At 72.0% G+C, this 23,098-nt stretch carries 25 protein-coding genes; 11 read left to right on the plus strand and 14 right to left on the minus strand.

The features are described 5' to 3' along the window. Positions 1–40: 40 nt before the first annotated feature. Both AC2D8W_RS17880 and nepR read right to left on the minus strand, forming a co-directional pair. Positions 41–652 (minus strand): sigma-70 family RNA polymerase sigma factor, encoded by a 612-nt coding sequence (locus AC2D8W_RS17880; protein WP_293482004.1) that lies wholly within the window; start codon positions 650–652, stop codon positions 41–43. Beyond that, on the minus strand, positions 652–900 hold the full coding sequence (gene nepR / locus AC2D8W_RS17885; RefSeq protein ID WP_484672656.1) for an anti-sigma T factor NepR: 249 nt from the start codon (positions 898–900) through the stop codon (positions 652–654). Before nepR ends, AC2D8W_RS17880 begins: the two co-directional genes overlap by 1 nt. Before the next feature lie 173 nt (positions 901–1,073). On the opposite strand from nepR, the gene phyR reads away from it, so the two are divergent. Beyond that, positions 1,074–1,874, plus strand: a complete 801-nt coding sequence (phyR, locus tag AC2D8W_RS17890) for an anti-anti sigma factor/receiver protein PhyR (protein WP_484672657.1) — start codon at positions 1,074–1,076, stop codon at positions 1,872–1,874. A 75-nt stretch (positions 1,875–1,949) separates the two neighbouring features. Here phyR and AC2D8W_RS17895 read toward each other — a convergent pair whose 3' ends face one another. From AC2D8W_RS17895 to AC2D8W_RS17910, 4 genes are all read right to left on the minus strand, one after another. Further along, positions 1,950–2,225, minus strand: coding sequence for a hypothetical protein (locus tag AC2D8W_RS17895; RefSeq protein WP_293482000.1), 276 nt, complete (start codon positions 2,223–2,225; stop codon positions 1,950–1,952). An 11-nt stretch (positions 2,226–2,236) separates the two neighbouring features. Further along, positions 2,237–2,446 carry a hypothetical protein gene (locus AC2D8W_RS17900; protein WP_293481998.1) on the minus strand — a complete coding sequence of 70 codons (210 nt, stop codon included), beginning with the start codon at positions 2,444–2,446 and terminating at the stop codon, positions 2,237–2,239. A gap of 398 nt (positions 2,447–2,844) precedes the next feature. Next, a complete protein-coding gene (locus AC2D8W_RS17905; RefSeq protein WP_484672658.1) occupies positions 2,845–3,297 on the minus strand; it encodes an OmpA family protein in 453 nt (150 codons plus the stop codon). A 76-nt stretch (positions 3,298–3,373) separates the two neighbouring features. Next, complete coding sequence (locus AC2D8W_RS17910) at positions 3,374–3,715, minus strand: YMGG-like glycine zipper-containing protein (protein ID WP_293481994.1); 342 nt, start codon at positions 3,713–3,715, stop codon at positions 3,374–3,376. A 126-nt stretch (positions 3,716–3,841) separates the two neighbouring features. Here AC2D8W_RS17910 and AC2D8W_RS17915 point away from each other — a divergent pair, with 126 nt between their 5' ends. The 3 genes from AC2D8W_RS17915 to AC2D8W_RS17925 are packed head-to-tail and all read left to right on the plus strand — an operon-like array spanning position 3,842 to position 5,825. Then, positions 3,842–4,135, plus strand: coding sequence for a hypothetical protein (locus AC2D8W_RS17915; protein WP_293481992.1), 294 nt, complete (start codon positions 3,842–3,844; stop codon positions 4,133–4,135). Positions 4,136–4,152: 17 nt separating this feature from the next. Continuing rightward, positions 4,153–5,040 carry a diacylglycerol/lipid kinase family protein gene (locus AC2D8W_RS17920; RefSeq protein ID WP_484672659.1) on the plus strand — a complete coding sequence of 296 codons (888 nt, stop codon included), beginning with the start codon at positions 4,153–4,155 and terminating at the stop codon, positions 5,038–5,040. Continuing rightward, positions 5,037–5,825: a metallophosphoesterase family protein gene (locus AC2D8W_RS17925; RefSeq protein ID WP_484672660.1), complete on the plus strand. Its 789-nt coding sequence runs from the start codon at positions 5,037–5,039 to the stop codon at positions 5,823–5,825. Before AC2D8W_RS17920 ends, AC2D8W_RS17925 begins: the two co-directional genes overlap by 4 nt. Before the next feature lie 60 nt (positions 5,826–5,885). Here the strand turns inward: AC2D8W_RS17925 and AC2D8W_RS17930 are convergent, their stop codons facing one another. The 3 genes from AC2D8W_RS17930 to AC2D8W_RS17940 all read right to left on the minus strand — a co-directional run bounded on the left by AC2D8W_RS17930 (position 5,886) and on the right by AC2D8W_RS17940 (position 6,901). Continuing rightward, a complete protein-coding gene (locus tag AC2D8W_RS17930; RefSeq protein ID WP_293481988.1) occupies positions 5,886–6,071 on the minus strand; it encodes a DUF1328 domain-containing protein in 186 nt (61 codons plus the stop codon). Positions 6,072–6,164: 93 nt separating this feature from the next. Then, positions 6,165–6,590 (minus strand): hypothetical protein, encoded by a 426-nt coding sequence (locus AC2D8W_RS17935; protein ID WP_484672661.1) that lies wholly within the window; start codon positions 6,588–6,590, stop codon positions 6,165–6,167. Next, the gene (locus AC2D8W_RS17940; RefSeq protein WP_293481984.1) at positions 6,587–6,901 is read right to left on the minus strand and encodes a glycine zipper domain-containing protein; all 315 of its coding nucleotides are present in this window, start codon (positions 6,899–6,901) and stop codon (positions 6,587–6,589) included. The genes AC2D8W_RS17935 and AC2D8W_RS17940 overlap by 4 nt, the downstream gene beginning before the upstream one ends. 149 nt (positions 6,902–7,050) lie before the next feature. Here AC2D8W_RS17940 and AC2D8W_RS17945 point away from each other — a divergent pair, with 149 nt between their 5' ends. Both AC2D8W_RS17945 and AC2D8W_RS17950 read left to right on the plus strand, forming a co-directional pair. Further along, the gene (locus AC2D8W_RS17945) at positions 7,051–8,463 is read left to right on the plus strand and encodes an HWE histidine kinase domain-containing protein (protein WP_484672662.1); all 1,413 of its coding nucleotides are present in this window, start codon (positions 7,051–7,053) and stop codon (positions 8,461–8,463) included. 109 nt (positions 8,464–8,572) lie between these two features. Next, a complete protein-coding gene (locus AC2D8W_RS17950; RefSeq protein ID WP_484672663.1) occupies positions 8,573–8,995 on the plus strand; it encodes a VOC family protein in 423 nt (140 codons plus the stop codon). A gap of 183 nt (positions 8,996–9,178) precedes the next feature. Here the strand turns inward: AC2D8W_RS17950 and rlmN are convergent, their stop codons facing one another. Beyond that, entirely contained in the window at positions 9,179–10,345 is a 1,167-nt protein-coding gene (gene rlmN, locus AC2D8W_RS17955; RefSeq protein WP_484672664.1) for a dual-specificity RNA methyltransferase RlmN, read from the minus strand. 131 nt (positions 10,346–10,476) lie between these two features. On the opposite strand from rlmN, the gene AC2D8W_RS17960 reads away from it, so the two are divergent. Then, positions 10,477–11,475: an NADPH:quinone oxidoreductase family protein gene (locus tag AC2D8W_RS17960; protein ID WP_293479604.1), complete on the plus strand. Its 999-nt coding sequence runs from the start codon at positions 10,477–10,479 to the stop codon at positions 11,473–11,475. On the opposite strand, the gene AC2D8W_RS17965 is transcribed toward AC2D8W_RS17960, so the two are convergent. Then, positions 11,476–12,171 carry a hypothetical protein gene (locus AC2D8W_RS17965; RefSeq protein WP_484672665.1) on the minus strand — a complete coding sequence of 232 codons (696 nt, stop codon included), beginning with the start codon at positions 12,169–12,171 and terminating at the stop codon, positions 11,476–11,478. It abuts the gene before it with no gap. 109 nt (positions 12,172–12,280) lie between these two features. Next, positions 12,281–12,730, minus strand: a complete 450-nt coding sequence (locus AC2D8W_RS17970) for a hypothetical protein (RefSeq protein ID WP_484672705.1) — start codon at positions 12,728–12,730, stop codon at positions 12,281–12,283. On the opposite strand from AC2D8W_RS17970, the gene AC2D8W_RS17975 reads away from it, so the two are divergent. After that, positions 12,687–13,556 (plus strand): DMT family transporter, encoded by an 870-nt coding sequence (locus AC2D8W_RS17975; RefSeq protein WP_484672666.1) that lies wholly within the window; start codon positions 12,687–12,689, stop codon positions 13,554–13,556. The two genes, AC2D8W_RS17970 and AC2D8W_RS17975, sit on opposite strands and share 44 nt — an antisense overlap. Here the strand turns inward: AC2D8W_RS17975 and AC2D8W_RS17980 are convergent. Continuing rightward, positions 13,553–13,966 (minus strand): YkvA family protein, encoded by a 414-nt coding sequence (locus tag AC2D8W_RS17980; protein WP_293479600.1) that lies wholly within the window; start codon positions 13,964–13,966, stop codon positions 13,553–13,555. The two genes, AC2D8W_RS17975 and AC2D8W_RS17980, sit on opposite strands and share 4 nt — an antisense overlap. Before the next feature lie 54 nt (positions 13,967–14,020). On the opposite strand from AC2D8W_RS17980, the gene AC2D8W_RS17985 reads away from it, so the two are divergent. Continuing rightward, on the plus strand, positions 14,021–14,803 hold the full coding sequence (locus AC2D8W_RS17985) for an SDR family NAD(P)-dependent oxidoreductase (RefSeq protein ID WP_293479599.1): 783 nt from the start codon (positions 14,021–14,023) through the stop codon (positions 14,801–14,803). An 89-nt stretch (positions 14,804–14,892) separates the two neighbouring features. Here the strand turns inward: AC2D8W_RS17985 and AC2D8W_RS17990 are convergent, their stop codons facing one another. Continuing rightward, entirely contained in the window at positions 14,893–16,380 is a 1,488-nt protein-coding gene (locus AC2D8W_RS17990) for a helicase HerA-like domain-containing protein (protein WP_484672667.1), read from the minus strand. A gap of 262 nt (positions 16,381–16,642) precedes the next feature. Here AC2D8W_RS17990 and AC2D8W_RS17995 point away from each other — a divergent pair, with 262 nt between their 5' ends. Both AC2D8W_RS17995 and AC2D8W_RS18000 read left to right on the plus strand, forming a co-directional pair. Then, a complete protein-coding gene (locus tag AC2D8W_RS17995; RefSeq protein ID WP_484672668.1) occupies positions 16,643–17,800 on the plus strand; it encodes an AI-2E family transporter in 1,158 nt (385 codons plus the stop codon). A 182-nt stretch (positions 17,801–17,982) separates the two neighbouring features. Beyond that, complete coding sequence (locus AC2D8W_RS18000; protein ID WP_484672669.1) at positions 17,983–22,839, plus strand: NAD-glutamate dehydrogenase; 4,857 nt, start codon at positions 17,983–17,985, stop codon at positions 22,837–22,839. Positions 22,840–23,098: the final 259 nt, after the last annotated feature.

Genomic DNA, 23,098 nt, shown 5'->3' on the forward strand with positions numbered 1-23,098 from the left:
GGATCGTGCTCAGCGAACTCCACGGGGCCATGCGACGTCCTTACCGGACGCTGCTTAGCCGCTCCGCGTCGGCCAGGATAGAACGCATCGCGTCGCCGGCGGAGGCTCCGTCGCGGTCGTACTCGCCCTGCTCGAGGATCGCGTGCAGCGCCCGGCGCGCGCGGCTCACCCGGCTCTTCACCGTGCCAACCGCGCAGTTGCAGATCTCGGCCGCCTCTTCGTAGGCGAAGCCGCCCGCGCCCACCAGGATCAGGGCCTCGCGCTGTTCGGCCGGCAGCATCGCCAGCCCCTGGCGCAATTCGTCCAGGGCCACCGGGGCCTCGGGGTCGTCCACGGCCACCAGGGTCCGCTCGGCCGCCTCCTGGTCCAGCTGGCTTTGCCGCCAGGACCGGCGCTTCTCGGAATAGAACTGGTTGCGCAGGATCATGAAGGTCCAGGCCTTCATGTTCGTGCCCATCTGGAAGCTGGCCCGGGCGTCCCAGGCCTTCATCATGGCGTCCTGCGCCAGGTCGTCGGCCGCGGTCGGATCGCCGCACAGCGTGCGCGCGAACGCCCGGAGGTGCGGGATGAGCTGCACGAGTTCGCGCTTGAAGGCGGCGTCGTCCTCGGGCGTGCGCGGCGGGCGCGCCTTCTGTTCGGTTGCGGGTTCCATCAGGACTTTCCCGATCCACGCTCGTCGGCGCGACGGAGGATCTCCAGGAATTCGTCCGGAACAGCCTCGTTCACCACTTCATCGAACATCTGGCGCAGGCGCACGCCGATCGCCTGCTGGCGCAGGCGAGCTTCATCCAGGGCGGCAGCCGCCCTCCTGCGCTCGGGGAGTGGACGTTGTTCTATCATTTCGTCGGCGACCCGCTCGCGCGGAGCCCGCCCCCTCTCGTCTGTCTTGCGACCGCTCAACGTCCTGCCCCCGCGACGGGTTCCCGTTCTTCGCAGAACAAGATGCGGAAAACCTCGTTCGATGGGAACCGGTTCCACGTACTCACGTTTTCGCCCATGATGGGGTCCGGCCAGGGAAGCTCGCCTGCGTCCGGCGCCCACGCTCGAACTTCGAAAACGGGAGGGGTACCCCTTTGAGTCTTCTAGCCCGACTGGCGCCGCATCTTCCGTACGTGCGCCGCTACGCGCGTGCGCTTACCGGCGACCAGACGACCGGCGACCACTACGTCCGCGTGGCGCTCGAGGCGCTCGCCGCCGGCGAGCGGACCCTCGCCGACAACATGACCCCGCGCGTCGCGCTCTATCACGTGTTCCACGCGATCTGGCTCACGTCGGGCGCCCAGCTCGAGGCGCCCGCGGACGACGACGTGGCCGTCGATGACGCCACCCGCCGCCTGATGCGGATCGCGCCGCGCTCGCGGCAGGCCTTCCTGCTCACCGCCCTCGAGGGCTTCACGCCCAGCGAGGCGGCGGAGATCCTGGGCGCGGACTTCCCGGAGGTCGAGCGGCTGATCGCCGACGCCCAGGCCGAGATCGACGCCGAACTGGCCACCGAGGTCCTGATCATCGAGGACGAACCGGTGATCGCGGCCGACATCGAGGCGCTGGTGACCGAGCTCGGCCACACGGTGGTCGACATCGCCGCCACGCGCACCGAGGCGGTCGACGCCGTGGCCCGCCAGACCCCCGGGCTCGTGCTGGCCGACATCCAGCTGGCCGACGGGTCATCGGGCATCGACGCGGTGAAGGACATCCTGCAGCGCTTCGACGTGCCCGTGATCTTCATCACCGCCTTCCCCGAGCGCCTTCTCACCGGCGAGCGGCCCGAGCCCACCTTCCTGATCACCAAGCCGTTCCAGCCGGAAACGGTGAAGGCGGCGATCGGGCAGGCGCTGTTCTTCCACCCGCGCAAGGCGTCCCGCCAGGCGGCCTGACGCGAAGTCCGACCCCGAAATGCGAAGGGCGCCGCATCTCTGCGGCGCCCTTTTCGTTGGCTGGCGACGATCGCCTCAGTTGGGGGCGGGCCCGTTGGGGTAGCTGCGGTCCGCCGGCGGCGGCGCCGGCGTGTCGGTGGTCGTCCGGCCGTCGACGCGCTCCATGCCCTGGCCCACCGGGACGGGTTCTTCGGCAGTCCGCCACGTCCAGGCGGCGAACATGCCGAGCGCCGACAGCAGAGTGCCGAACACCAGCACCCAGAAGATGTGGCGCCCCCCGCGGCTCTGCCGGGCGCGCGTGGCGTTCGTGACCGGGGCGTGGTCGTCGGACTCTTGTGACGGAAGGCTCATGATGGGTTTCCTTACTCCGACGGGAAGTAGCTGAACGGCCCGGTGCGGGCCGCTTCGTCCGGGGCGCCCTGGGGCGCGGTCAGGTAGCCGATGGCTCCGGACGCCAGCGCGAAGACCGCCACAGCGCCTGCGATCACCATGCGCCGGCGGACGGCCTGGCGGCGCGCGCTTGGGGTCCGCACCAGCTTCAGCCCGGTGGTGGCGACGAAGGAACTGCGCATGGGAGGCCGCCTCTGCTCCTGGCGCCGGAGGGCTTCGTCCGGCGCGGTCTAAACGCGACGGTCAAGGCGGTGTTCCACTGCCGCGAGGGGCGCCCGGGCGGCCGGAATCAAATCGGGCAAAAAAGTGATGAACGCGCGGAACGCTTCTCTGCGGAGTGTGTTCTTAACCGTGCGGAGGCGGCGACGCCCCCCCCGACTTGAGACTGGCGAGCTTGCCAGTCTGCCGTCTCCGCACCCCTTTTCTCGATGATGCAAACTGGGGCCGGCTTCCGCCGGCCCCATCTTCTTTGCGCCGGAGATCAGGGGTTTCTGCAGGCCGAGCGGCGGCGCCCGTGGGCCATCTCAGCCATCGCGCGCGTACGGGTCCCGGCGTTCGGCTTTACCGCAGGCGATCAGGCCTAGCTCGGATCGCCCAGCTTCAGGGTGATGTCGGCGCGGCGGCGGACGGGGGCTAGGCTGCCGTCGGCGGCCACCGCGCCCGCCTGGCCGGCGGCGTCGACCTCGAAGGTCGCGGCGGGCAGCCCGGCCGCCAGGATCGCCTGGGCCACCGCGTCGGCGCGCCGGCGGGAGAGGTCCAGGTTCGCGTCAGCGGATCCGGCGGCGTCGGCCAGGCCCAGCACGCGCACCGCCTCGACCCGGCAGGGCCTGGCCTGGCGCGCGGCGGCCGAGATCACGCGTCGACCTTCGACGGTCAGCTGCGCGACGTTGGGTTCGAAGTAGACCGGGATGGTCATGTCGCGACACGCCTTCGGCTCGCGCACCAGGCGGGCGCGTGCGTCCCGCACCGTCTGACAACCCGAGACCACCACGGCCAGGCTCAGCATTCCGGCCATCGTCGCCGCTGTCTTCATGACGCCCTCCGCTCATGGCGAAAGGGCGGCCGGATCAGTCCGGCCGCCCGTTTCCAGATCATTCTGCGGCCGCGCCTCAGCGGGGCGCGCCGTTTTCCCAGTAATACCGCCCGCTCGCGGGGTCGTAGTAATAGTAGCGGCCGGCGCGCTCGTCGTAATACTGGCGACGGTTGTTGTTGGTCGCGCCGCAGCCGCCCTCGTCCCTGCAGCCCTTGACGGCGCCGACCGTGCCGCCGACGGCGGCGCCGACGGCCGCACCGGTGCCGACGCCGACGTCGCCGGAGATGGCGCCGATGGCGGCGCCGCCGAGGGCCCCGAGGGCCGCGCCGCCGACGGCGCTGCGTTCGGTATGGCCGGTGGTGGTGCAGGCGGCGGCGAGAAGGCCGGCGCCGGCGATCGCGATAACTGGCTTCAACATGCCGATGTCTCTCCTATGGGATGTCCCTGGCGCCCCAAACGCATCGTCCAAGGCGCAGTTCCTTTCCGGAACCAAGGGCGGCGCCTGCCGTTGCATCGCGGGAACACTTTGACCGGGAGACGTGCCGTGACCTCCTACAGCGATCGAGACGACAACCGCAGCGACGTCCGCCAGGCCTACGAGATGGGCCGCCGCGACGCGCGCCGCGCGCGGCGGCGCCATCCCGTGCTCATGACGTTCCTGATCGTGGCGGCCGCGGTCGGCCTGATCGTCATGGCGCTCGCCGCCGTGAACGGCTCGTTCGGCACGGCCGGCCAGGTGGTCGACCAGAACCTCGCGACCGCCGCCGATCAGGCGGCCCCTGCCGTGCAGGGCGCAGCCGCGAACGCCGGCGAGGCCGTGCGCGACGTCACGAACTGATCCGGCGAGGGGGGCCGTTGCCAGACACCACGACCCGTCCCCGCCTGGCCAAGGTGGAGGTGGTGGCGAACCTCGCCTCGGGCGGGGTCGGAGCCGACGCGCGCGAAGAGCTCGAGCGCATCCTCGGCGAGGCCGGGATTTCCCCGAACATCCGGCTGCCTGAGCCGGGCGGGCTCGTGGACAGCCTGCGCGCGGGCCTCGACGCCGGGCCGGACCTCCTGATCGTGCTGGCCGGCGACGGCACCGCGCGGGCGGCGGCCGAGCTCGCGGGACCGGACGGCCCCCTCATCGCGCCGCTCGCCGGCGGGACGATGAACATGCTGCCGCATGCGGTCTATGGGCGCCGGCCTTGGCAGGAGGCGCTGCGCGAGCTGCTGGAGGACGGCGTCGAGCGCGACATCGGCGGGGGCTGCATCGGCGGGCACCGGTTCCTCTGCGCCGCGATCCTCGGATCCCCCGCCCGGCTAGGGGCCGCCCGCGAGGCCGCGCGCGAGGGCGACATCGCCGGGGCGGTCCAGAAGGCCCGCAAGGCGTTCCAGCGGGCGTTCACGGGCCGCCTGCGCTACAGCATCGACGGCGGACCCCGGGCCAAGGCCGAGGCCCTCGTGCTCATGTGTCCCATCGCGTCCAAGATCATGAACGACGAGGCGCCCGCGCTCGAGGCGGCCGCGCTGAACCCGCGCGGCGCGGGCGAGGTCGTGCGCCTGGGGATCAACGCCATCGTCCGCGACTGGCGCGTCGATCCGGCGGTGGAGAACCAGCCGTGCCGCCGCGCGCGCATCTGGGGCGCGCACGCCATCCCCGCCCTGCTCGACGGCGAAAGCACGATGCTGCCCCCCGCCAGCGAGGTCTACTTCGACCCGCGGATCTGCCGGGTCCTGGCGCTGCCCGTGGAAGAGCGGTGAAGACGATCCGGTTCGCGCATCTGTCGGACATCCACTTCGGCGGCGAGAACCCCGCGGCCGTCGAGGCGGCGGGCGAGCGGATCCGCGGCGGAGGCTTCGACCTGACCATCGTCTCGGGCGACCTCACGCGCTTCGCCGAGCACCCCGAGTTCGAGGCGGCCGGCGCATGGCTGCGCGCGCTGCCCGAGCCGAAGTTCGTCACCCCCGGCAACCACGACGCCCCCTACCTCGCGCCCCTCGAGCGGGTCATCACGCCCTTCGCGCGGTTCGAGCGGCACGTGGGGCCGGCCCAGGTGCAGTGCTGGCGCGCCGATGGGGTGGCGGTTCGCGGCCTGAACACCGCGCGGGGCGCCCAGCCGCGGCTGAACTGGTCGAAGGGCCAGATCTCGGTGCGTCAGGCGCGCGCGGCGGCGGACTGGTTCGCGCCGGGCGACACGCTGCGGATCGTGGTCGTGCACCATCCGCTTATCGAGATGCTCGGAGGGCCGATGACGGCCAAGGTCTGGGGCGGCGAGCGGGCGGCCGAGGTCTTCGCGCGGGCCCGGGTGGACCTGGTGCTCTCGGGGCACATCCATGCGCCCTTCACCTGGCCCTACCCGCATGGCGACGGCCGCACCTATGCGGTGGGGGCCGGCACGCTGTCGGTCCGCGAGCGTGGCGTCCCGCCGGGGTACAACGAGATCGAGGTCGAAGGCGACTGCATCAAGGTGACGGCGCTGGCCTGGACGGGTTCGCGCTACGAGTCCTATCGGACCTGGGCGCTCGACCGCCGCGCCCAGTCCTAGGCTCCGCGCCTTCCGGCGGGACCGCAGGCTGCGATCCGGCCGGAAGCCGCAAGGACGTCGTTAGAGCGGTCCCGGGCCGACGCCGCGTCCACGCACGAGGTGCAGGACCAGCGAGACCACGAACAGGACCAGGAAGACGAAGAACAGGATCTTGGCGATCCCCATCGCCGCGCCGGCCACCGAAGTGAAGCCCAGCACGCCGGCGATGAGCGCGACCACCAGGAAGGTCAGAGCCCAACCGAGCATGTCGTTTCTCCTCCTCAGGCCATCTTGGGCCTGCGGCGGAGGCAACGTGTCTGGAGCGGCGCCGTTCCATCGCGGCGCGGGCGCGCGCGGCGGTTACTTCTCGGGCCGGGTCGCCCCGCCCGCCATGAAGGCGGTGACGATGGCGCTGATCACCGCGGGATTTCGCACCAGGACCACGGCCGCAGCCGCGACGGCGCCCAGCGCGATGAGCGGCCGCTCGCGCGCCAGCAAAATCACGCGGTCCACGAGGCCGGCCTGCTCGTCCTCCACGGCGACGGCCTTGCGCTTCGGAGGCGTCACCGGTCTCGCCGCGATCCAGGCGACCGTCACGGCGACGGCGGCGAACAGGGCGGCGGTGACCGCCGCCGCGCCTGCCGGGATCAGCCAGATCCGCGCCAGGGCGAACACGCCATAGGCGGCGGCGACGACGACCACGCCGGCCGCGACGGCCACGGCGGAGACGGCGGCGGCGAGCGCCAGCACCCGCCGCAGGTCCAGGAGTTCGAAGAGCTTGTTCAACGCCGCGAGGCGGACGCCAGCAGGAGGCCGATCAGCACGCCGACGCCCAGGGCGGCGCCCGTGGCGGCCAGCGGCCGGGCGCGGATCTGCTCGCTGGCGGCGCGCGCCGCCTCATCGAGCTGCTCGCCGGCGACATCCGCGTAGACGCGGCTCTGCGCCCGCAGCTGCTCCAGGCCCTGCTGGACGGCGCCTTCGATCCGCTTCACGGCGTCGGCGATCGCCTTCTGGGCGTCGGCGCTGATGCGGGCGGCAGTGTCGTTGGCGGCCGCGGAGGCCTCGTCGGTCGTCAGTTGGCCGGCCTTGGGGGGCATGTTTCGTCTCCGGAAGCTGAGCCTTGGCTGCGCTGCAACATAGGACGTCCGGCCCCGGCCGCAAAGGCGCCTGCTCGCAAAGGTTCAGAGCACGCGAAAGATTGCGCCTCTGGGTGGAGCGACGGACGACATTTACCTATCTTGGCGCGATGACTCGTGATGCGGCACGCAGCGCCGATCGGGAGCGCCTCGAGCTCGCGCTCCAGGCCGCCGGTCTCGGGGAGTTCGAATGGGACATCGCCGGCGGCCGCGTCGTGGTGAGCCCGCGCATGGCCGCGATCACCGGCCTGCCCGCCGGTGAAAGCGAGGCGAGCCGCATCGGGATCTTCGTCGAGCCCCATGTCCACCCGGAGGACCTGGCGGCCTTCCGCGCCACGCGCGACGCGGCGTTCCAGGCCGGCGACCACTTCGATTCCCGCTACCGGTTCATCCGGCCCGACGACGGGCGGATCATCTGGCTCCACATGGCCGGCGTGGTCGTCCGCGAGGAGGGCCGGATCCGCTGCGTCACCGGCGTGGTGGAGGACGTCACCCAGTGGCGACTGGAGGAGGACCAGCGCCTCCAGCTCATGGCCGAGCTGGACCATCGCGTGAAGAACGTGCTGGCGGCGGTCCAGGCGCTCTCCCAGCAGACCGCCAAGCGCACGACGTCGCTGGAGGCCTTCGTCACGACCTTCTCCGGCCGCCTCAAGGCCATGGCGAGCGCCAACGAGCTGCTCACGGCGGCGCGCTGGCGGGGCGCCGCCATCGACCACCTGGCCGCCGCCGAGCTGGGCGCGATCGCGCCGGGCCAGACCAGCTGGGCCGGTCCCGAGCTCTTCCTGACGCCCCGGGCGGCGAACGCGCTCTCCCTGGCGCTGCACGAGCTGGCGACCAATGCGGTGAAGTACGGCGCGCTGTCGACCGAGACCGGCCACGTCCACCTGGCGTGGCGGGAGCGCCGGGCCGGCGGCTTCGAGCTGACCTGGACCGAGACCGGGGGGCCGACCGTCCAGCCGCCCGCCCGCCGCGGCTTCGGATCCACGCTGCTGGAACAGGTCACCGGGCGCGAGCTCAACGGGGACGTGGCGGTCGAGTATCCGCCGGCCGGCGTGAAGGTCAGGCTGCAGGCCGGCCCGCAGGCCGTGGCCGAGCGGCCGGAGGTCGTGCCCGAGTCGCCGTCCCAGCGCGTCACCGAAACGGTGCCGACCTCGCGGGGCCCGGCCAGCCTGAAGGGCGCGCGGGTGCTGATCGTGGAGGACGCCGTGCTCCTGGCGCTCGAACTGGAGACCGGCCTGTCCGAGGCGGGGGCCGAGGTCGTGGGGCCCGCCTACGAGCTCGAGGAGGCGATGGCGCTGCTCGACCGCCAGATCGACGCCGCCGTCCTCGACGCCAACCTCAACGGCCGCTCGGTGACGCCGGTGGCCGAGGTGCTGCGCCAGCGCGGCGTGCCGTTCGTCTTCGCCACGGGCTACGGCGAGGTGGGCGGCGCGCCCGGCGGCTTCGAGGCGCCGGTCATCCGCAAGCCCTACGACGTCACCCAGGTGGCGGCCGCCGTCGCGGAGCTTGTCGGCAGGAGCTAGGCCTCACCCGTTCGGAAGGAGCCGTCTGGACGGGGGTGCGCGGAATGAGCCTGAGCGCGTCCTGATCCGAAACGGGTTCGCGTTTCCTCCCGGAACGGAGCGCGTGACCATGCAGCAGCAGATATCCGTCATCACCCTGGGCGTCGTCGATCTCGCGCGCGCCCGGCGCTTCTATGCCGACGGCTTCGGCTGGGCCCCGGTGTTCGAGAACGACGAGATCGTCTTCTTCCAGATGAACGGCCTCATGCTGGGGCTGTGGCTGCAGCCGGGCCTCGAGGCGGACATGCAGCGCAGCGGTCTCAGTCGGCCGGGCGCCTACGCCCTGGCCCACAACGTCGGCGCGCAGGCCGAGGTGCAGCCGCTGATCGACCGCCTCGCCAGGGCGGGCGGGACGGTCCTGCGCCAGGCCGACGCCCCGCCGCACGGCGGCTTCCGGGGCTATGTGGCCGATCCGGACGACCATGCCTGGGAAATCGCCTGGAACCCGGCGTGGCCGATCGACGCCGAAGGACGCGTGACGTGCGGGGTGTAGGGGGGCGTACCGTCCAAGACCCGGTCATCCCGGCGAAAGCCGGGATCCCGATGGAATGGCTCAGATGCGGGTTCCGTAGATTGGGAGCCCCTCCCACCACGATCTCGCACGTGGATCTGGGTCCCGGCATTCGCCGGACGTCGGAAGCTGTTGAAATCGCGTCGAGTCTGAGCCGTAGAGGGCCTAGGCGGGGTCTGCGCCCGCTGCGGCCTTGCGGCGCGCGCTGGCGCGCAGCTTCTCGCTCTCGCTCTTGAGCTGGCCGCAGGCGGCGAGGATGTCGCGGCCGCGCGGCGTGCGGATGGGAGAGGCGTAGCCCGCGCGGTTCAGGATCGCGGCGAAGGCCTCGATCGTGGACCAGGACGAGCACTCATACTCGGTCCCCGGCCAGGGGTTGAACGGGATCAGGTTGATCTTGGCCGGGATGCCGGCCAGCAGCTTCACCAGGGCCTTGGCGTCGGCCGGGCTGTCGTTGACGCCCTTCAGCATCACGTACTCGAACGTCACCCGCTTGGCGTTGGAGAGGCCCGGGTAGGCGCGGATCGCGGCCATGAGCTCGGCGATCGGGTACTTCCTGTTGAGCGGCACCAGCTTCTCGCGCAGCGCGTCGTTGGTGGCGTGCAGGCTGATCGCCAGCATGGCCTGGGTCTTCTCGCCCAGTTCGGCCAGCTGCGGGACGACGCCCGACGTCGAGACGGTGATCCGCCGGCGCGAGATCGCGATGCCTTCGTGGTCGGCGATGATGTCGATGGCCTGGGCTACGCTGTCGAGATTGTAGAGCGGCTCGCCCATGCCCATGAACACGATGTTCGAGAGCCGGCGGTCCTCCTTGGGGCTCGGCCATTCGCCTAGGTCGTCCCGGGCCACCTGCACCTGGGCCACGATCTCGGCGGCGGTGAGGTTTCGGACCAGGGGCTGGGTGCCGGTGTGGCAGAAGGTGCAGTTGAGCGTGCAGCCCACCTGGCTGGAGACGCACAGCGCGCCGGCGCGGCCGACGTCGGGGATGTAGACGGTCTCGACCTCGACGCCCGGGGCCATGCGGATCAGCCACTTGCGGGTGCCGTCCTTGGACACCTGCCGCTCGACCACCTCGGGCCGCGCCAGCGTGAAGGCCTCGGCGAGGCGGGCGCGCTGCTCCTTGGCGATGTCGGTCATCCGCTCGAAGTCGGTGACGCCGTAATGGTGGATCCAGCGCCAGACCTGGCTCGCGCGCATCTTCGCCTTCTCGGCCGGCACGGCGCCCGCGTCGACGAGCGCAGCGGCGAGTTCCCGGCGGGACAGCCCCGTCAGGTTCGGCGCCTTCGGCGCGAGCGGCGCCGCGGCCGCGCGGCTGAGGTCGAGGGTCACGCCCAAGGGTCGGTCCTTCCGGAGAGGCGGCGAATATAGGGGAGCCCGCTTCGGTCACCAAATCCCTGACGTTGCGGATGGCTTCAAACATCCGTTCGGCCCGGCTAGGGTCGCGCCACACATTCGGGAGAACGTCCATGAAAGCGCTGCTCAGCAAGGCCGTCGGCGGGCCGGAGACCCTGGTGCTGGAGGACGTGCCCTCGCCCGTGGCCAAGCCCGGCCAGGCGGTGGTCGAGGTGAAGGCCGTGGGCGTGAACTTCCCCGACGTGCTGATCATCGAGGACAAGTACCAGTTCAAGCCCGAGCGCCCGTTCGCGCCCGGCGGCGAGATCTCGGGGATCGTGAAGTCTGTGGGCGAGGGCGTCACGCATGTGAAGCCGGGCGACCGCGTGCTGGGCAACACCGGCTGGGGCGGCATGGCCGAGGAGCTGGCGCTCGAGGCGCACCGCCTGGTGAAGATCCCGGACTCGATGCCCTTCGACGACGCGGCCGCCTTCATCATGACCTATGGCACGAGCTGGCACGCGCTGAAGGACCGCGCCGACCTGCAGCCCGGCCAGTCGCTGCTGGTGCTGGGCGCCGCGGGCGGCGTCGGCCTGGCGGCCGTCGAGCTGGGCAAGGCCATGGGCGCCCGTGTGATCGCCGCGGCCTCCAGCCAGGAGAAGGTGGACCTCTGCCTGTCGCGCGGCGCGGCCTCGGGCGTGGTCTATCCCAAGGGCCCGTTCGACCGCGACGGCCAGAAGGCGCTGGCGGCCCTGTTCAAGGACGCCTGCGGCCCGGACGGCGCCGACGTGATCTACGACGCCATCGGCGACGCCTACGCCGAGCCGGCGCTGCGTTCGATCGCCTGGGAGGGCAAGTACCTGGTGGTGGGCTTCGCCGCCGGCGAGATCCCGAAGATCCCGCTGAACCTGGCCCTGCTGAAGGGCTGCCAGATCGTGGGCGTCTTCTGGGGCTCGTGGGTGAGCCGCAATCCGAAGCGGCACCAGGAGAGCGTCGCCGAGCTGATGCAGATGTACGTCGACGGCAAGATCAAGCCGCACGTCTCCGAGCGCTTCCCGCTGTCGCGCGCCTCTGAGGCCATCGCCCACCTCGCCAGCCGCAAGGCCATGGGCAAGGTGGTGGTGACCGTCTAGCTAGGGCTTCTCCCAGTCCACCTGCGGCCAGTCGGGGAAGACCTGCCCCTTCTGGCCGCTGGCGCGGAACGCGCCGTCCATCCGCGTCGACCAGATCGGGAGCCGCACCCCGCCCGGGACCGGCTCCAGCGGACCCAGCACCACGCCGGCGACGGACTCGCCCACGCCGAACGCGTAGGGTTCGCCGCCCTCGTTCAGGCGGTACCACATCAGCTGCGTCCCGTCGGGCCGGACCAGTTCCAGCCGGCCCCCTTCGCCAAGACGGGGCCGCACGCCGGGGTCGGCCACCGCCAGGCGGCGGACGTTCCGGTAGGGATGGGCCTCCCACCAGTCGAGGTCGCCCTTCACCTGCGCGGGCGTCATGGGACCCAGCGGCGACACCTCGCTGACCCGCCAGCCGCGGTCGCCCACCACGGCCCGGACGCGCCGCATGCCCCAGGCGCTGCGGCCCTCGAAGCGCATGCGCGGCGCGTCCAGGGCGATCGCCAGCACGTTGTCGTAGGCGCCCGGAAGCTGCGGCTCGAAGTGGACGGCGGCGATCCGCAGGCCGCGCGCCGCGCGCCAGGTGGCCGCGCCGCCCATGGCCTCCACCAGCCTGGCCGCCAGCGCCTCGCCGGTCGGGGCCGGCTGGGCGGCCGCCGGGCCCGCCCCGGCCGCCGCGAGCATCCCGCCGATGATGGTCCGCCGGTCCGGCATGTGCGCACACCCTCTGATCCCGTGGCGCCGACGCTGGCCGGGGCGCGGCCGCAGGCCAAGGCCCTTCGCGGCGGACGGCGGGGAAACTTGCGGCCAGCGGCGCGCGCCCTTACCGATGGTCGCCGATGATCAGGCGCGCGGACACGATGCGGGGGCAGGCCGGGGACCGGCGCGTGGCCGTGGTCTTGGCCGCCGTGATCGCGCTGGCCGGCGCGGCCGGCGCGGCGTGCGCGAAACCCGCACGGGTCGAAGCCTCCGGGCCTGCGGCCTCCGCGCCGCCGCCCCCGACGGCGCTGCCCATGAAGCCCGAGCGCCTGTCCCGGCGGGTGAACGTGGCCCCGCCGCCCGCGGCAAGGACCGATCCGCATACGGCGCCCAAGCCGGCCCGCGTCGCGCGCGACAACCCGCCCGCGACAGCCGACGCCGCGCCTGCGCGCGCGAACCCCTGACCCGCCGCGGGCATGGCCGGCGCGGCTCCGAGACCCAGCAGTTCGAACCTCCAGGGCGCGCTCTGGATGCTGCTCTCGGCGCTGACGTTCTCGGCGATGACGACGCTCATCAAGTTCCTGGGCGACGACTACCCGGCGGCCCTGCAGACCTTCTACCGCCAGGCGGCCGGCATGGTCGTTCTGCTGCCGTTGATCATCCGCCACCGCAGCGCGGCGTTCGCCACCACGCGGCCCGGCATCATGATCTTCCGCTCCCTGACCGGCACGGTGGGGATGATCCTCAGCTTCTACGCCTTCCAGGAGATGCCGCTGGCCGACGCCAACGCGCTGTCGTTCACCCGCACGCTGTGGCTCGTGCCGCTGGCCGCCATCGTGGTGAAGGAGTCCGTGGGGCCCTTGCGGATCGGCGCGGCGGTGGTGGGCTTCGCAGGCGTGCTCCTGATGGTGCGGCCCGGCGCCGGCGGCGAGTTCGCCGTGGGGCTCCCGGCGCTGGCCATGCTGGCGGCGTCGCTGCTGTTCGCCTTCACGGTCACGGGCATGAAGGTGCTCACCCGGGACCACTCCACGACGGTGATCCTGGTCTGGTCGGCGGTGCTCGGGCTGGTGCTGGCGATCCCGGGCGCGGTGCTGACCTGGCGCTGGCCCGAGCCGATGGATCTGGCCCTGCTGTGCGCCATGGGCGCGATCGCGACCGCCAACCAGGCCTGCTACATCAAGGGGATGCAGCTCGGCGACGCCGCCGCGATGGCGCCGATCGACTACACCCGCCTCGTCTTCGCCGCCGCCATCGGCTTCCTGATGTTCAACGAGATCCCGACCGTGTGGACGCTCGCCGGCGCCGCGGTCGTGGTCGCCTCGACCCTCTTCATCACCCTGCGCGAACAGCAGCTGGCCCGCTCGGCGCGGCTGAGCGCCGAGCCCGAGGGCGAGCGCTAGTCGCCCCGCAGCCGCTCGATGTCCCGCGCCGCGGCGTCCTTGTGCTTCGGCTTCAGGTTGCGGCCGATCACGGCCATGAGCGCGGCGAACACGGCGGCGTCGTCGGTATAGCCCAGGCCGGCGATCAGGTCGGGGATCGCGTCGACCGGCAGGACGAAGTAGGCGAGCGCCGCCAGCATCATCCCCTTGGCCGCGATGGGCGTGTCGTCGTCCTTGGCGCAGTACCAGACGCTGAGCGCGTCGCGGGCGAACGGGATGTGCGCGGCCACCCGGGCGATCTTGGGCCAGAAGCCCTTGGCCACGCGCTGCTCGTTCACGCGCATGACGCTGGGGACCAGGGCCCGGTCCTTCGAAATCACCTGGCTGGCGTCGAAGGTGACGTCGGGTGAGACTTTTTCGCCGCGGCTCATGGGGGTAAGGCTTCGCCGGTTTTACTCACGCCATCATATGGGAGCGGGCGTTCCATGGAACTCAATTCATCCGTCGCGGCGGTCATCACCGGCGGCGCGTCGGGCCTCGGCGAGGCGACCGCGCGTCGCCTGGCGGCCAAGGGCGTGAAGGTCGCCATCTTCGACATGAACGAGCAGAAGGGCGAGGCGGTCGCCAAGGAGATCGGCGGCGTCTTCTGCAAGTGCAACGTGACGTCCGAGGAGGAGGTGGACGCCGCCTTCGCCAAGGCGCGCGAGGCGCACGGCCAGGAGCGGATCCTGGTGAACTGCGCCGGCACCGGCAACGCCATCAAGACCGCCAGCCGCGACAAGGCCACGGGCGAGACGAAGCACTTCCCGCTGGATGCGTTCAACTGGATCATCCAGATCAACCTGGTCGGCACCTTCCGCTGCATCGCCAAGTCGGCGAAGGGCATGCTGGACCTGGAGCCTCTGGAGGGCGGCGAGCGCGGCGCCATCGTCAACACTGCCAGCGTGGCGGCCGAGGACGGCCAGATGGGCCAGGCGGCCTACTCGGCGTCGAAGGGCGGCGTGGTCGGCATGACCCTGCCCATCGCCCGCGACCTGGCCGGCGACGGCATCCGAGTGAACACCATCCTGCCCGGCATCTTCAACACCCCGCTGATGAACGCGGCGCCGCCGCAGGTGAAGGAGGCTCTGGCCGCCTCGGTGCCGTTCCCGAAGCGCCTCGGCAACGCCGAGGACTACGCCTCGCTGGCGCTGGAGATGATCACCAACAGCTACTTCAACGGCGAAGACGTCCGTCTCGACGGCGCCATCCGCATGGCGCCCCGCTAAGCGCCACGCCGCTTGGATTCACGAGAGCCCCCGCGACGCGGGGGCTCTTTTCGTTCAGCGGCGGCGGCAAACGGCTTCCGGCGACGCCCTCAGTACCGGCGCCGCCGGCGGCTGCCGCCGGTGAGGCCGCCCAGGACGCCGCGCATGAGTTCGCGCCCGATCTGGCTGCCGACGCTGCGCAGCAGCGACTTGCCGAACGCCTCGGCCATGGACTGGGCCTCGGAGCGGCGGCGCGGCTCGGGCCGATCGTCCCCGTCCGCCGACGCGGCGCGGCCGCGGGGCTCGGGCTGCAGGTCGGGTTCGGCGGCGGCCTGCTTCTGCAGCATCTCGTAGGCGGACTCGCGGTCCAGCGCCTGGTCGTAGATCCCGCGGACGGGGCTCGCGCCCATCACCGCGGCCCGCTCGGGCGGAGTCAGGGGTCCGAGGCGCGAGGCCGGCGGCCGGATCAGGGTCTTCTGCACCACCGTGGGCGCGCCCTTCTCGTCGAGGACCGACACCAGCGCCTCGCCCACGCCCAGCCCCTGGATGGCCTCGGCCGTGTCGAAGGCCGGGTTCGGCCGGAAGCTGTCGGCGGCGGCGCGCAGGCCGCGCTGCTCCACGGGCGTGTAGGCGCGCAGGGCGTGCTGGATGCGGTTGCCGAGCTGGCCCAGCACGGTCTCGGGGATGTCGGCCGGGTTCTGGGTGACGAAGTAGACGCCGACGCCCTTCGAGCGGATCAGGCGCACGACCTGCTCCACCTTCTCCAGCAGCGCCTTGGGCGCGTCGCGGAAGAGGAGGTGCGCCTCGTCGAAGAAGAAGGCCAGGCGCGGCTTGTCGGGGTCGCCCACCTCGGGCAGCTCCTCGAACAGCTCGGACATCAGCCACAGCAGGAAGGTGGCGTAGAGCTTGGGCGCGGCGATGAGCTTGTCCGCCGCCAGGATGTTGACGTAGCCGCGCCCGCTGGAGTCGGTGCGCATCAGGTCCGAGAGCTGCAGCGCCGGCTCGCCGAACAGGTTGGTCCCGCCCTGGGTCTCCAGCACCAGCAGCTTGCGCTGGATGGTGGCGATGGTGGCGGGCGAGATGTTGCCGAAGCGGGCCGAGAGGGTCTTGGCGTTGTCGGCGGCGTAGGTCAGCGCCGCCTGCAGGTCCTTCAGGTCGAGGAGCAGCAGGCCCTCTTCGTCGGCGGCGCGGAACACCACCGTGAGCACGCCCTCCTGCACGTCGTTGAGCTCGAGCATCCGCGACACCAGGAGCGGCCCCATCTCCGAGACCGTCGCGCGGACCGGGTGACCGGCCTCGCCGAAGAGGTCCCAGAAGACCACCGGGGCCGCGTCGGGCCGCAGCTCCAGGTTCATGGCCCGGGCCCGCTCGAGCATCTTCTCGTTCGGCGTCCCGGCCGCGGCGATGCCCGAGAGGTCGCCCTTCACGTCCGCGGCGAACACCGGGACGCCCGCGTCGGAGAGGCCCTGCGCCAGCGCCTGCAGCGTCACGGTCTTGCCGGTGCCGGTGGCCCCGGCCACCAGGCCGTGGCGGTTGGCGCGGTGAAGCAGCAGCTTCTCGGGCTGGCCCGAGAACCCGATCAGGACGCCGTCGCTCATGGTGACTCCCCAGCTGCCTTGGCCGTTCGCCGCACCCGAAGCCCGAGCTTCGGCCCGCCTGTGTCCATCGGGGTTTTCCGCCGCCGGTTCAAGAGCCGCATCCAACGTCCCGAATCACCGCGGTTCCGCGGCCGTCCTTGCCGGAAGATGTCGTCCGGCAGGCAAATTTGCTCCCCTTCCAGCGGGAACAGGGGTAGAGCGAGCCCGATTTGACGGCGAGCCGCCCCACGCCGACATTCGCTGAGGCCTTCCGAAAGCGCGCATGCCCGCCCCCAGAGCCCAGGTCGCCGCCGACCCCGTCTCGCGCAACGCGCTGGTGATCCTGGCCACCATCGCCGGCGGCGTGGTGCTGTACCTCCTGGCCGACATCCTGACGCCCCTCGCGCTCGCGCTCTTCCTCGCGCTCATGATCGACGGCTTCGCGCGCGTGCTCGAGAACCGGATGCCGGGGGTCTCGCGCCGCGCCGCCATGCCGCTCGCCATCGTGCTCTCGGTGGTGATCTTCGGCGGCGCCGCGTTCTTCATCGCCGACAACGCCACGGCGTTCGCGGGCCAGCTGGTCACCTACCAGCCGAAGCTGAACGGCCTCATCGCCCGCGTGGCCGGCATGATGGGCGTGGACGTGCCGCCCACCATCGTCGAGCTGATCCAGCGCGCCGATCCCGCGAGCCACTTGGGCCAGATTGCGCGGGGTCTGCAGACCTTCGTGTCCACAGCCGCCTTCGTCCTGGTCTACCTGGGCTTCATCCTCGCCTCGCGGCGCGGCTGGGAGCGCAAGGCGGTGGGCCTGTTCGAGCACCGCGAGCAGCGGCAGGAGGCCGTGGCGGCCTTCCTGCGGATCCGCAACGGCGTCGAGCAGTACCTGTGGGTGCAGACCGTCACGGGCCTGATGATCGCCGTCGGTTCGTGGGTCGCCATGATGGCCGTCGGCCTCGACAACGCGCTGTTCTGGGCGATCCTGATCTTCATCGCCTCGTACATCCCGGTGGTCGGCGGCATCGTGGCCGTCGCGCTGCCGCCGATCTTCGCCCTCGTCCAGTTCGACGGCATCTGGCAGGCCGCCGTGCTGGCGGTGGTGCTGCAGACCATCGGCATGTTCGTGGGCAACGTCGTGCAGCCCCGCATGCAGGGCCGCAGCCTCAACATGGACCCGATCGTCCTGCTGCTGGCGCTGGCGTTCTGGAGCATCGTCTGGGGCCTGCCGGGGGCGTTCCTCTCCACGCCGCTGACCACCGTGCTGATGGTGGTGCTGGTGCAGTTCCACGGGACCCGCTGGCTGGCCGTGCTGCTGTCCGCCGACGGCGATCCCGGCGAGCTCCGGCACGCGCACCCCAGGTCGACGCCCGACGAAGGGCCCGCCAGGCCCGCACGCGGCCGCGCCAAGAAGACCTCCCCGCCGAAAAACGAATCCGGGACTTAAACTGTGGCCGCCCAATTCCTATCTGAGGCCTGTCGGACGGCGCGTCCGTCCGGCGGGTGCGTCCGTTTCCCAACCCCACGGGCGCAGCGAGCACCCAGCGCTCCGCTGGTCCCCCACGGCGGAGCCATACGCCGCCGGATTCTCTCCTCCGGCGGCGTTCTCGCGTGGGTGGGGGCGGCGTCATGAGCCGCGCCCCCGCCCCCAGCGGATCCTCCAAGCCCGGCGCCGCCCTCGCCCGGGCGCTGCGCGCTGAACTGGGCGGCGCCGCCAACCCCGCCGAGAAAGCCTTCGTCGCCCAGGCGGCCGCCGACGCCCTGCCCGAGGAACTGCCCGAGCTCTCCCTGCCCGACCTCGCCCGGAACCTCGCCGAGCTGTGGCGCTACGGCGAGAAGCGCCGCGGACGGGCCCCGCAGGTCCGCCTCAGCGCCGCCCTGGGCGCCGACCTCGAACGGCTGGAGGTCGTGCAGGACGACGCGCCGTTCCTCGTGGACAGCATCATGGGCGAGATCGCCGACCAGGGGCTGTCGGTCCGGGCCATGATCCACCCCATCGTGACGGTCCAGCGCGACCGGACGGGCGTGCGCGGCGAGAGCGGCGCCCCGCGCCGCGAGTCCATGATCCAGGTGCTGATCGAGGACGCCGGCCCGGGCCGCGAGAAGGCCCTGCTGGAGGGCGTGAAGGCCACGCTGTCCGACGTGCGCGCCGCCGTCGAGGACTTCCCAGAGATGCTGGGGCTGATGGGGCGGACCATCGACGAGCTGGCGGCGTCCGGCAAGGCGCGCCCCGACGAGGTCGACTTCCTGAAGTGGCTGTCGGCCGAGCACTTCGTGTTCCTCGGCGCCCGCGTCTACGAGTATCCGCGGCTGAAGAGCGGCGAGTACGCGGCCGAGGAGCCGCTCTACCAGGCCAAGGACGGGCTGGGCGTGCTCCGCGACCCCGAGCGCACGGTGCTGCGGCGCGCCAACGAGCCGGCGGTGCTGATGAAGGCGATGAAGGACCGGATCGTCCGCGACCCGGCGCTCACCATCGCCAAGTCCAACGTGAAGAGCCGCGTCCATCGCCGCGGCTACATGGATTACGTGGGGATCAAGCGGTACGGCGACGACGGCCGGCCGTGGGGCGAGGTCCGCTTCGTGGGCCTCTTCACCGCCGAAGCCTACGACCAGCCGGCCGGGGCCGTGCCCCTGGTGCGCGAGAAGGTCGCCCGCGTGCTGCAGCGCGCCGGCGCCACGCCGGGCAGCTACAACGAGAAGCGCCTGAAGAACATCGTCGAGAACCACCCGCGCGACGAGCTCTTCCAGGTCTCGGAGGACGAGCTGCTCGGGATCGCGCTGGGCGTCCTGCACCTCGCCGACCGCCCGCGGGTGAGGCTGTTCGAGCGCCGCGATCCCTTCGACCGGTTCGCCTCGGTGCTGCTGTTCGTGCCCCGCGACCGCTACGATTCCGACCTGCGGCGGCGCGCGGGCGAGATCCTGGCCGCGGCCTACGGCGGACGCCTGTCGGCCTACTATCCGGCGTTCAGCGACAGCCCGCTGGCGCGCGTGCACTTCATCATCGGCTTCACGCCCGGCCTGCACCGGACCCCCGACCTGCGCCAGGTCGAGGCCGAGATCGCCGAGGCGGCGCGCACCTGGGAGGACCGCTTCGGCGCGGCGCTGCGGGGCTCGGGCCGCGACGGCGACGCGATCGCCGCGCTCTCCGCGCGCTACGGCGAGGCGTTCCCCGCCGGCTACCGCGACCGGTTCGACGCCGGCCAGGCGCTGGAGGACGTCGACGTCATCGAGGGCTTCGGCGCCGGGGCCGCCATCTGCGCGCGCGCCTACCGCACGCCCGACGACGGTCCGCTGCAGTTCCGGGTCAAGCTCTACCGCCGCGGCGAGCCTGCGCCGCTGGCCGACGTGCTCCCCATCCTGGAGAGCATGGGCCTCAAGGCCATGGCCGAGGCCGGGTTCAGGCTGACGCCGCAGGGGCGCGAGCCGGTCTGGGTCCACGACTTCGAGATCGAGGACCCCCGCGGCGCCAACCTGGTCTTCTCCGAGGTGAAGGACGCCTTCGAGGACGCGGTGGTCGCCGTCTGGACGGGCCGCACCGAGAACGACGGCTTCAACCGCCTCGTCATGGAGCTTTCGATCCCGTGGCGCGACGCGGCCCTGATGCGGGCGCTGGCGCGCTATCGCCAGCAGTCGGGCCTGGACCCCTCGCAGCGCGTCCAGGAGCAGGCGCTCTCGAACCATCCCGGCGTGGCGCGGCTGATCCTCGACCTCTTCCGCATCAAGTTCGACCCGGCGATCGCCGCCGACGTGGAGGCGCGCCGCGCGCAGGCCGGCGCCGTCATGGAGGAGATCGTCGAGGCGCTGCAGCTCGTCGAGAGCCTGGACGACGACCGCGTGCTGCGCCGCCTGGCCCTGCTGGTGGGCGCGATCCAGCGCACCAACTTCTACCAGCGCGGCGCGGACGGCGCGCCCAAGCCCTACATCTCGTTCAAGGTCGCCTCGGGGGCCCTGGCGGACCTGCCGGCGCCCAAGCCCTTCCGCGAGATCTTCGTCTGGTCGACGCAGGTCGAGGGCGTGCACCTGCGGTTCGGGCCCGTGGCGCGCGGCGGCCTGCGCTGGAGCGACCGCCGCGACGACTTCCGCACCGAGGTGCTGGGCCTGGTGAAGGCCCAGCAGGTGAAGAACGCGGTGATCGTCCCCGTCGGGTCCAAGGGCGGGTTCTATCCGAAGCAGCTGCCCAAGGGTCCGCCCGAGGCCGTGCGCGCCGAGGCCATCGACGCCTACAGGACCTTCCTGTCGGGCCTGCTCGACCTCACCGACAACCTCGACGCCGCCGGCAAGGTGATCCCGCCGGCCGGCGTGGTCGTGCACGACGAGGACGACCCCTACCTGGTGGTGGCGGCCGACAAGGGCACCGCCACCTTCTCCGACATCGCCAACGGCGTGGCCGAGGACTACGGCTTCTGGCTGGGCGACGCCTTCGCCAGCGGCGGCTCGGTCGGCTACGACCACAAGGCCATGGGCATCACCGCCCGCGGCGCCTGGGAGGCGGTGAAACGCCACTTCCGCGAGATGGGGAAGGACATCCAGTCGGAGCCCTTCACCGTGGTCGGCTGCGGCGACATGTCGGGGGACGTGTTCGGCAACGGCATGCTGCTGAGCCGCCAGATCCGGCTGCTGGCGGCCTTCGACCACCGCGACATCTTCCTCGACCCCGATCCGGACCCCGCCACAAGCTACGCCGAGCGCGAGCGCATGTTCGCCCTGCCCCGCTCGTCTTGGGCCGACTACGACCGCAAGGCGATCAGCAAGGGCGGCGGCGTCTTCTCGCGGTCGCTGAAGTCGATCCAGCTGACGCCCGAGGCGCGCGCCCTGCTGGGCGTCACCGCCGAGGCGCTGTCGCCCAACGAGGTCATCAACCTGATCCTGAAGGCGCCCGCCGAGCTGCTCTACCTGGGCGGCATCGGCACCTATGTGAAGGCGAAGTCCGAATCCAACGCCGACGTGGGCGACAAGGCCAACGACGCCGTGCGCGTCAACGGCGCGGACCTGCGGGTGAAGGTGGTCGGCGAGGGCGCGAACCTGGGCCTCACCCAGGCGGGCCGTATTGAGTTCGCGGAAGCCGGCGGCCGGGTCGAGACCGACGCCATCGACAACTCGGCCGGCGTCGACTCCTCGGACCACGAGGTGAACATCAAGATCACCACCGGCATCCTGGAACGGCAGGGCAAGCTGACCCGCAAGGCGCGCAACGCGCTGCTGCCGAAGATGACCGACGACGTGGCCGCCCACGTCCTGGAGCACAACTACGACCAGACGCTCGCGCTCTCGCTGCTGGAGCTGGACTCCGTGGGCGAGCTCGCGCCGCACGCGCGGTTCATGAACGAGCTGGAGCACGCCGGCCGCCTCGACCGCGCGGTGGAGGGCCTGCCGGACCCGCTCGCCATCGCCGAACGCCTCAAGGCCGGGCGGGGGCTGTCGCGGCCCGAGCTGGCCGTGCTGCTGGCGTACGGCAAGCTGGAGCTGAAGCGCGAGATGGTCGCCAGCCGGGCGCCGGACGATCCGTTCTTCGAGGCGCGGCTGCTGGCCTACTTCCCCAAGCTGCTGCGCAAGCATGAGGGCGCGATCCTGCAGCACCGGCTGCGGCGCGAGATCATCGCCACGGTGGTCGCCAACGACATGATCAACCGTTGCGGCCCCAGCTTCCCGTCGCGGATCATGAACTCCGCGGGCTGCGACGTGGTGGCGTTCACCGCCGGGTACGAGGCGGCGAAGCAGGCGCTGGATTTCGAGCCCCTGTGGGCCGGCGTCGAGGCGCTGGACCTGAAGATCCCCGCCGCCGCGCAGCTGCAGCTCTTCCGCCGGCTCTCGGCGGCGCTGCGGGGCGCGACCTTCTGGCTGGCGCGCCGGGCGGGCCGCGAGCAGATGGACGTGGCCGAACTGACGGCCCGCTATGCGCCCGGCTTCCGCAGCCTGCACGGCCTGATGCCCGAGATCCTGTCGCCGGCCGAGCAGGCGGGCGTGGCGCTGCGCCGCCGGCAGCTGGTGGACGCCGGCGCGCCGGCTGAGGCGGCCATGGCGGCCGCCGTGCTAGGCCCGCTCACCAACGCCGCCGACCTGGTGGACCTGGCCGAGGCGTCCAGCTGGCCGCTCGCCAACGTGGCGCGGCTCTACTACGCGGTGGACGAGGCCTTCGCCTTCGACCGGGTGCGCTCGGCGGCGGGCGCCTTCCGGGCGGGGGACATCTTCGAGCGGACGGCGCTGCGCCGGCTGATCGAGGACCTGCTGGCCGAGCAGGCCCAGCTCACCCGCGCGATCATGGCCTTCACCGGCAGCGCCCAGGCCGGCGACGACGCCGGCGCGGCGCGCGACGCCGTCCGCGCCTGGGCCGCGCTGCGCCGCGACCTCGCAGGGGCGGCCACCCGCACCGTGGAGGAGATCGAGGCCGGCGGCGCCGACTGGACCTTCGCCAAGCTCACCATCGCCAACGCCGCCCTGCGCGAACTGGCCGCCGAAGCGGCCGCAGGCCGCCGCCGCAGAGGCTAGGTATTGCCTGACCTCCCCCGCGAAGCGGCGGGAGGGGGAAGAGCGACCGGTGGCGGCCGGCATTGCGGCACGGCCGGCCTCTGTGGCTCAGCGGATGAGGCTCGCCCCCTCCACCCCCCGCTCTCCGGCCGGCTCGCGCCGGCCTCGGCGGGCGGTCCCCCTCCCGCCGTCGCGGCCGCGACGGGGGAGGTAAGGGGTCAGCCCGAATAGCGGTCGAAGGCGCGTGGAGGGACAGAGCGCAAACGTCCGTTGCTGGCCT

It is taken from the genome of Phenylobacterium sp. T106 (assembly GCF_057219735.1).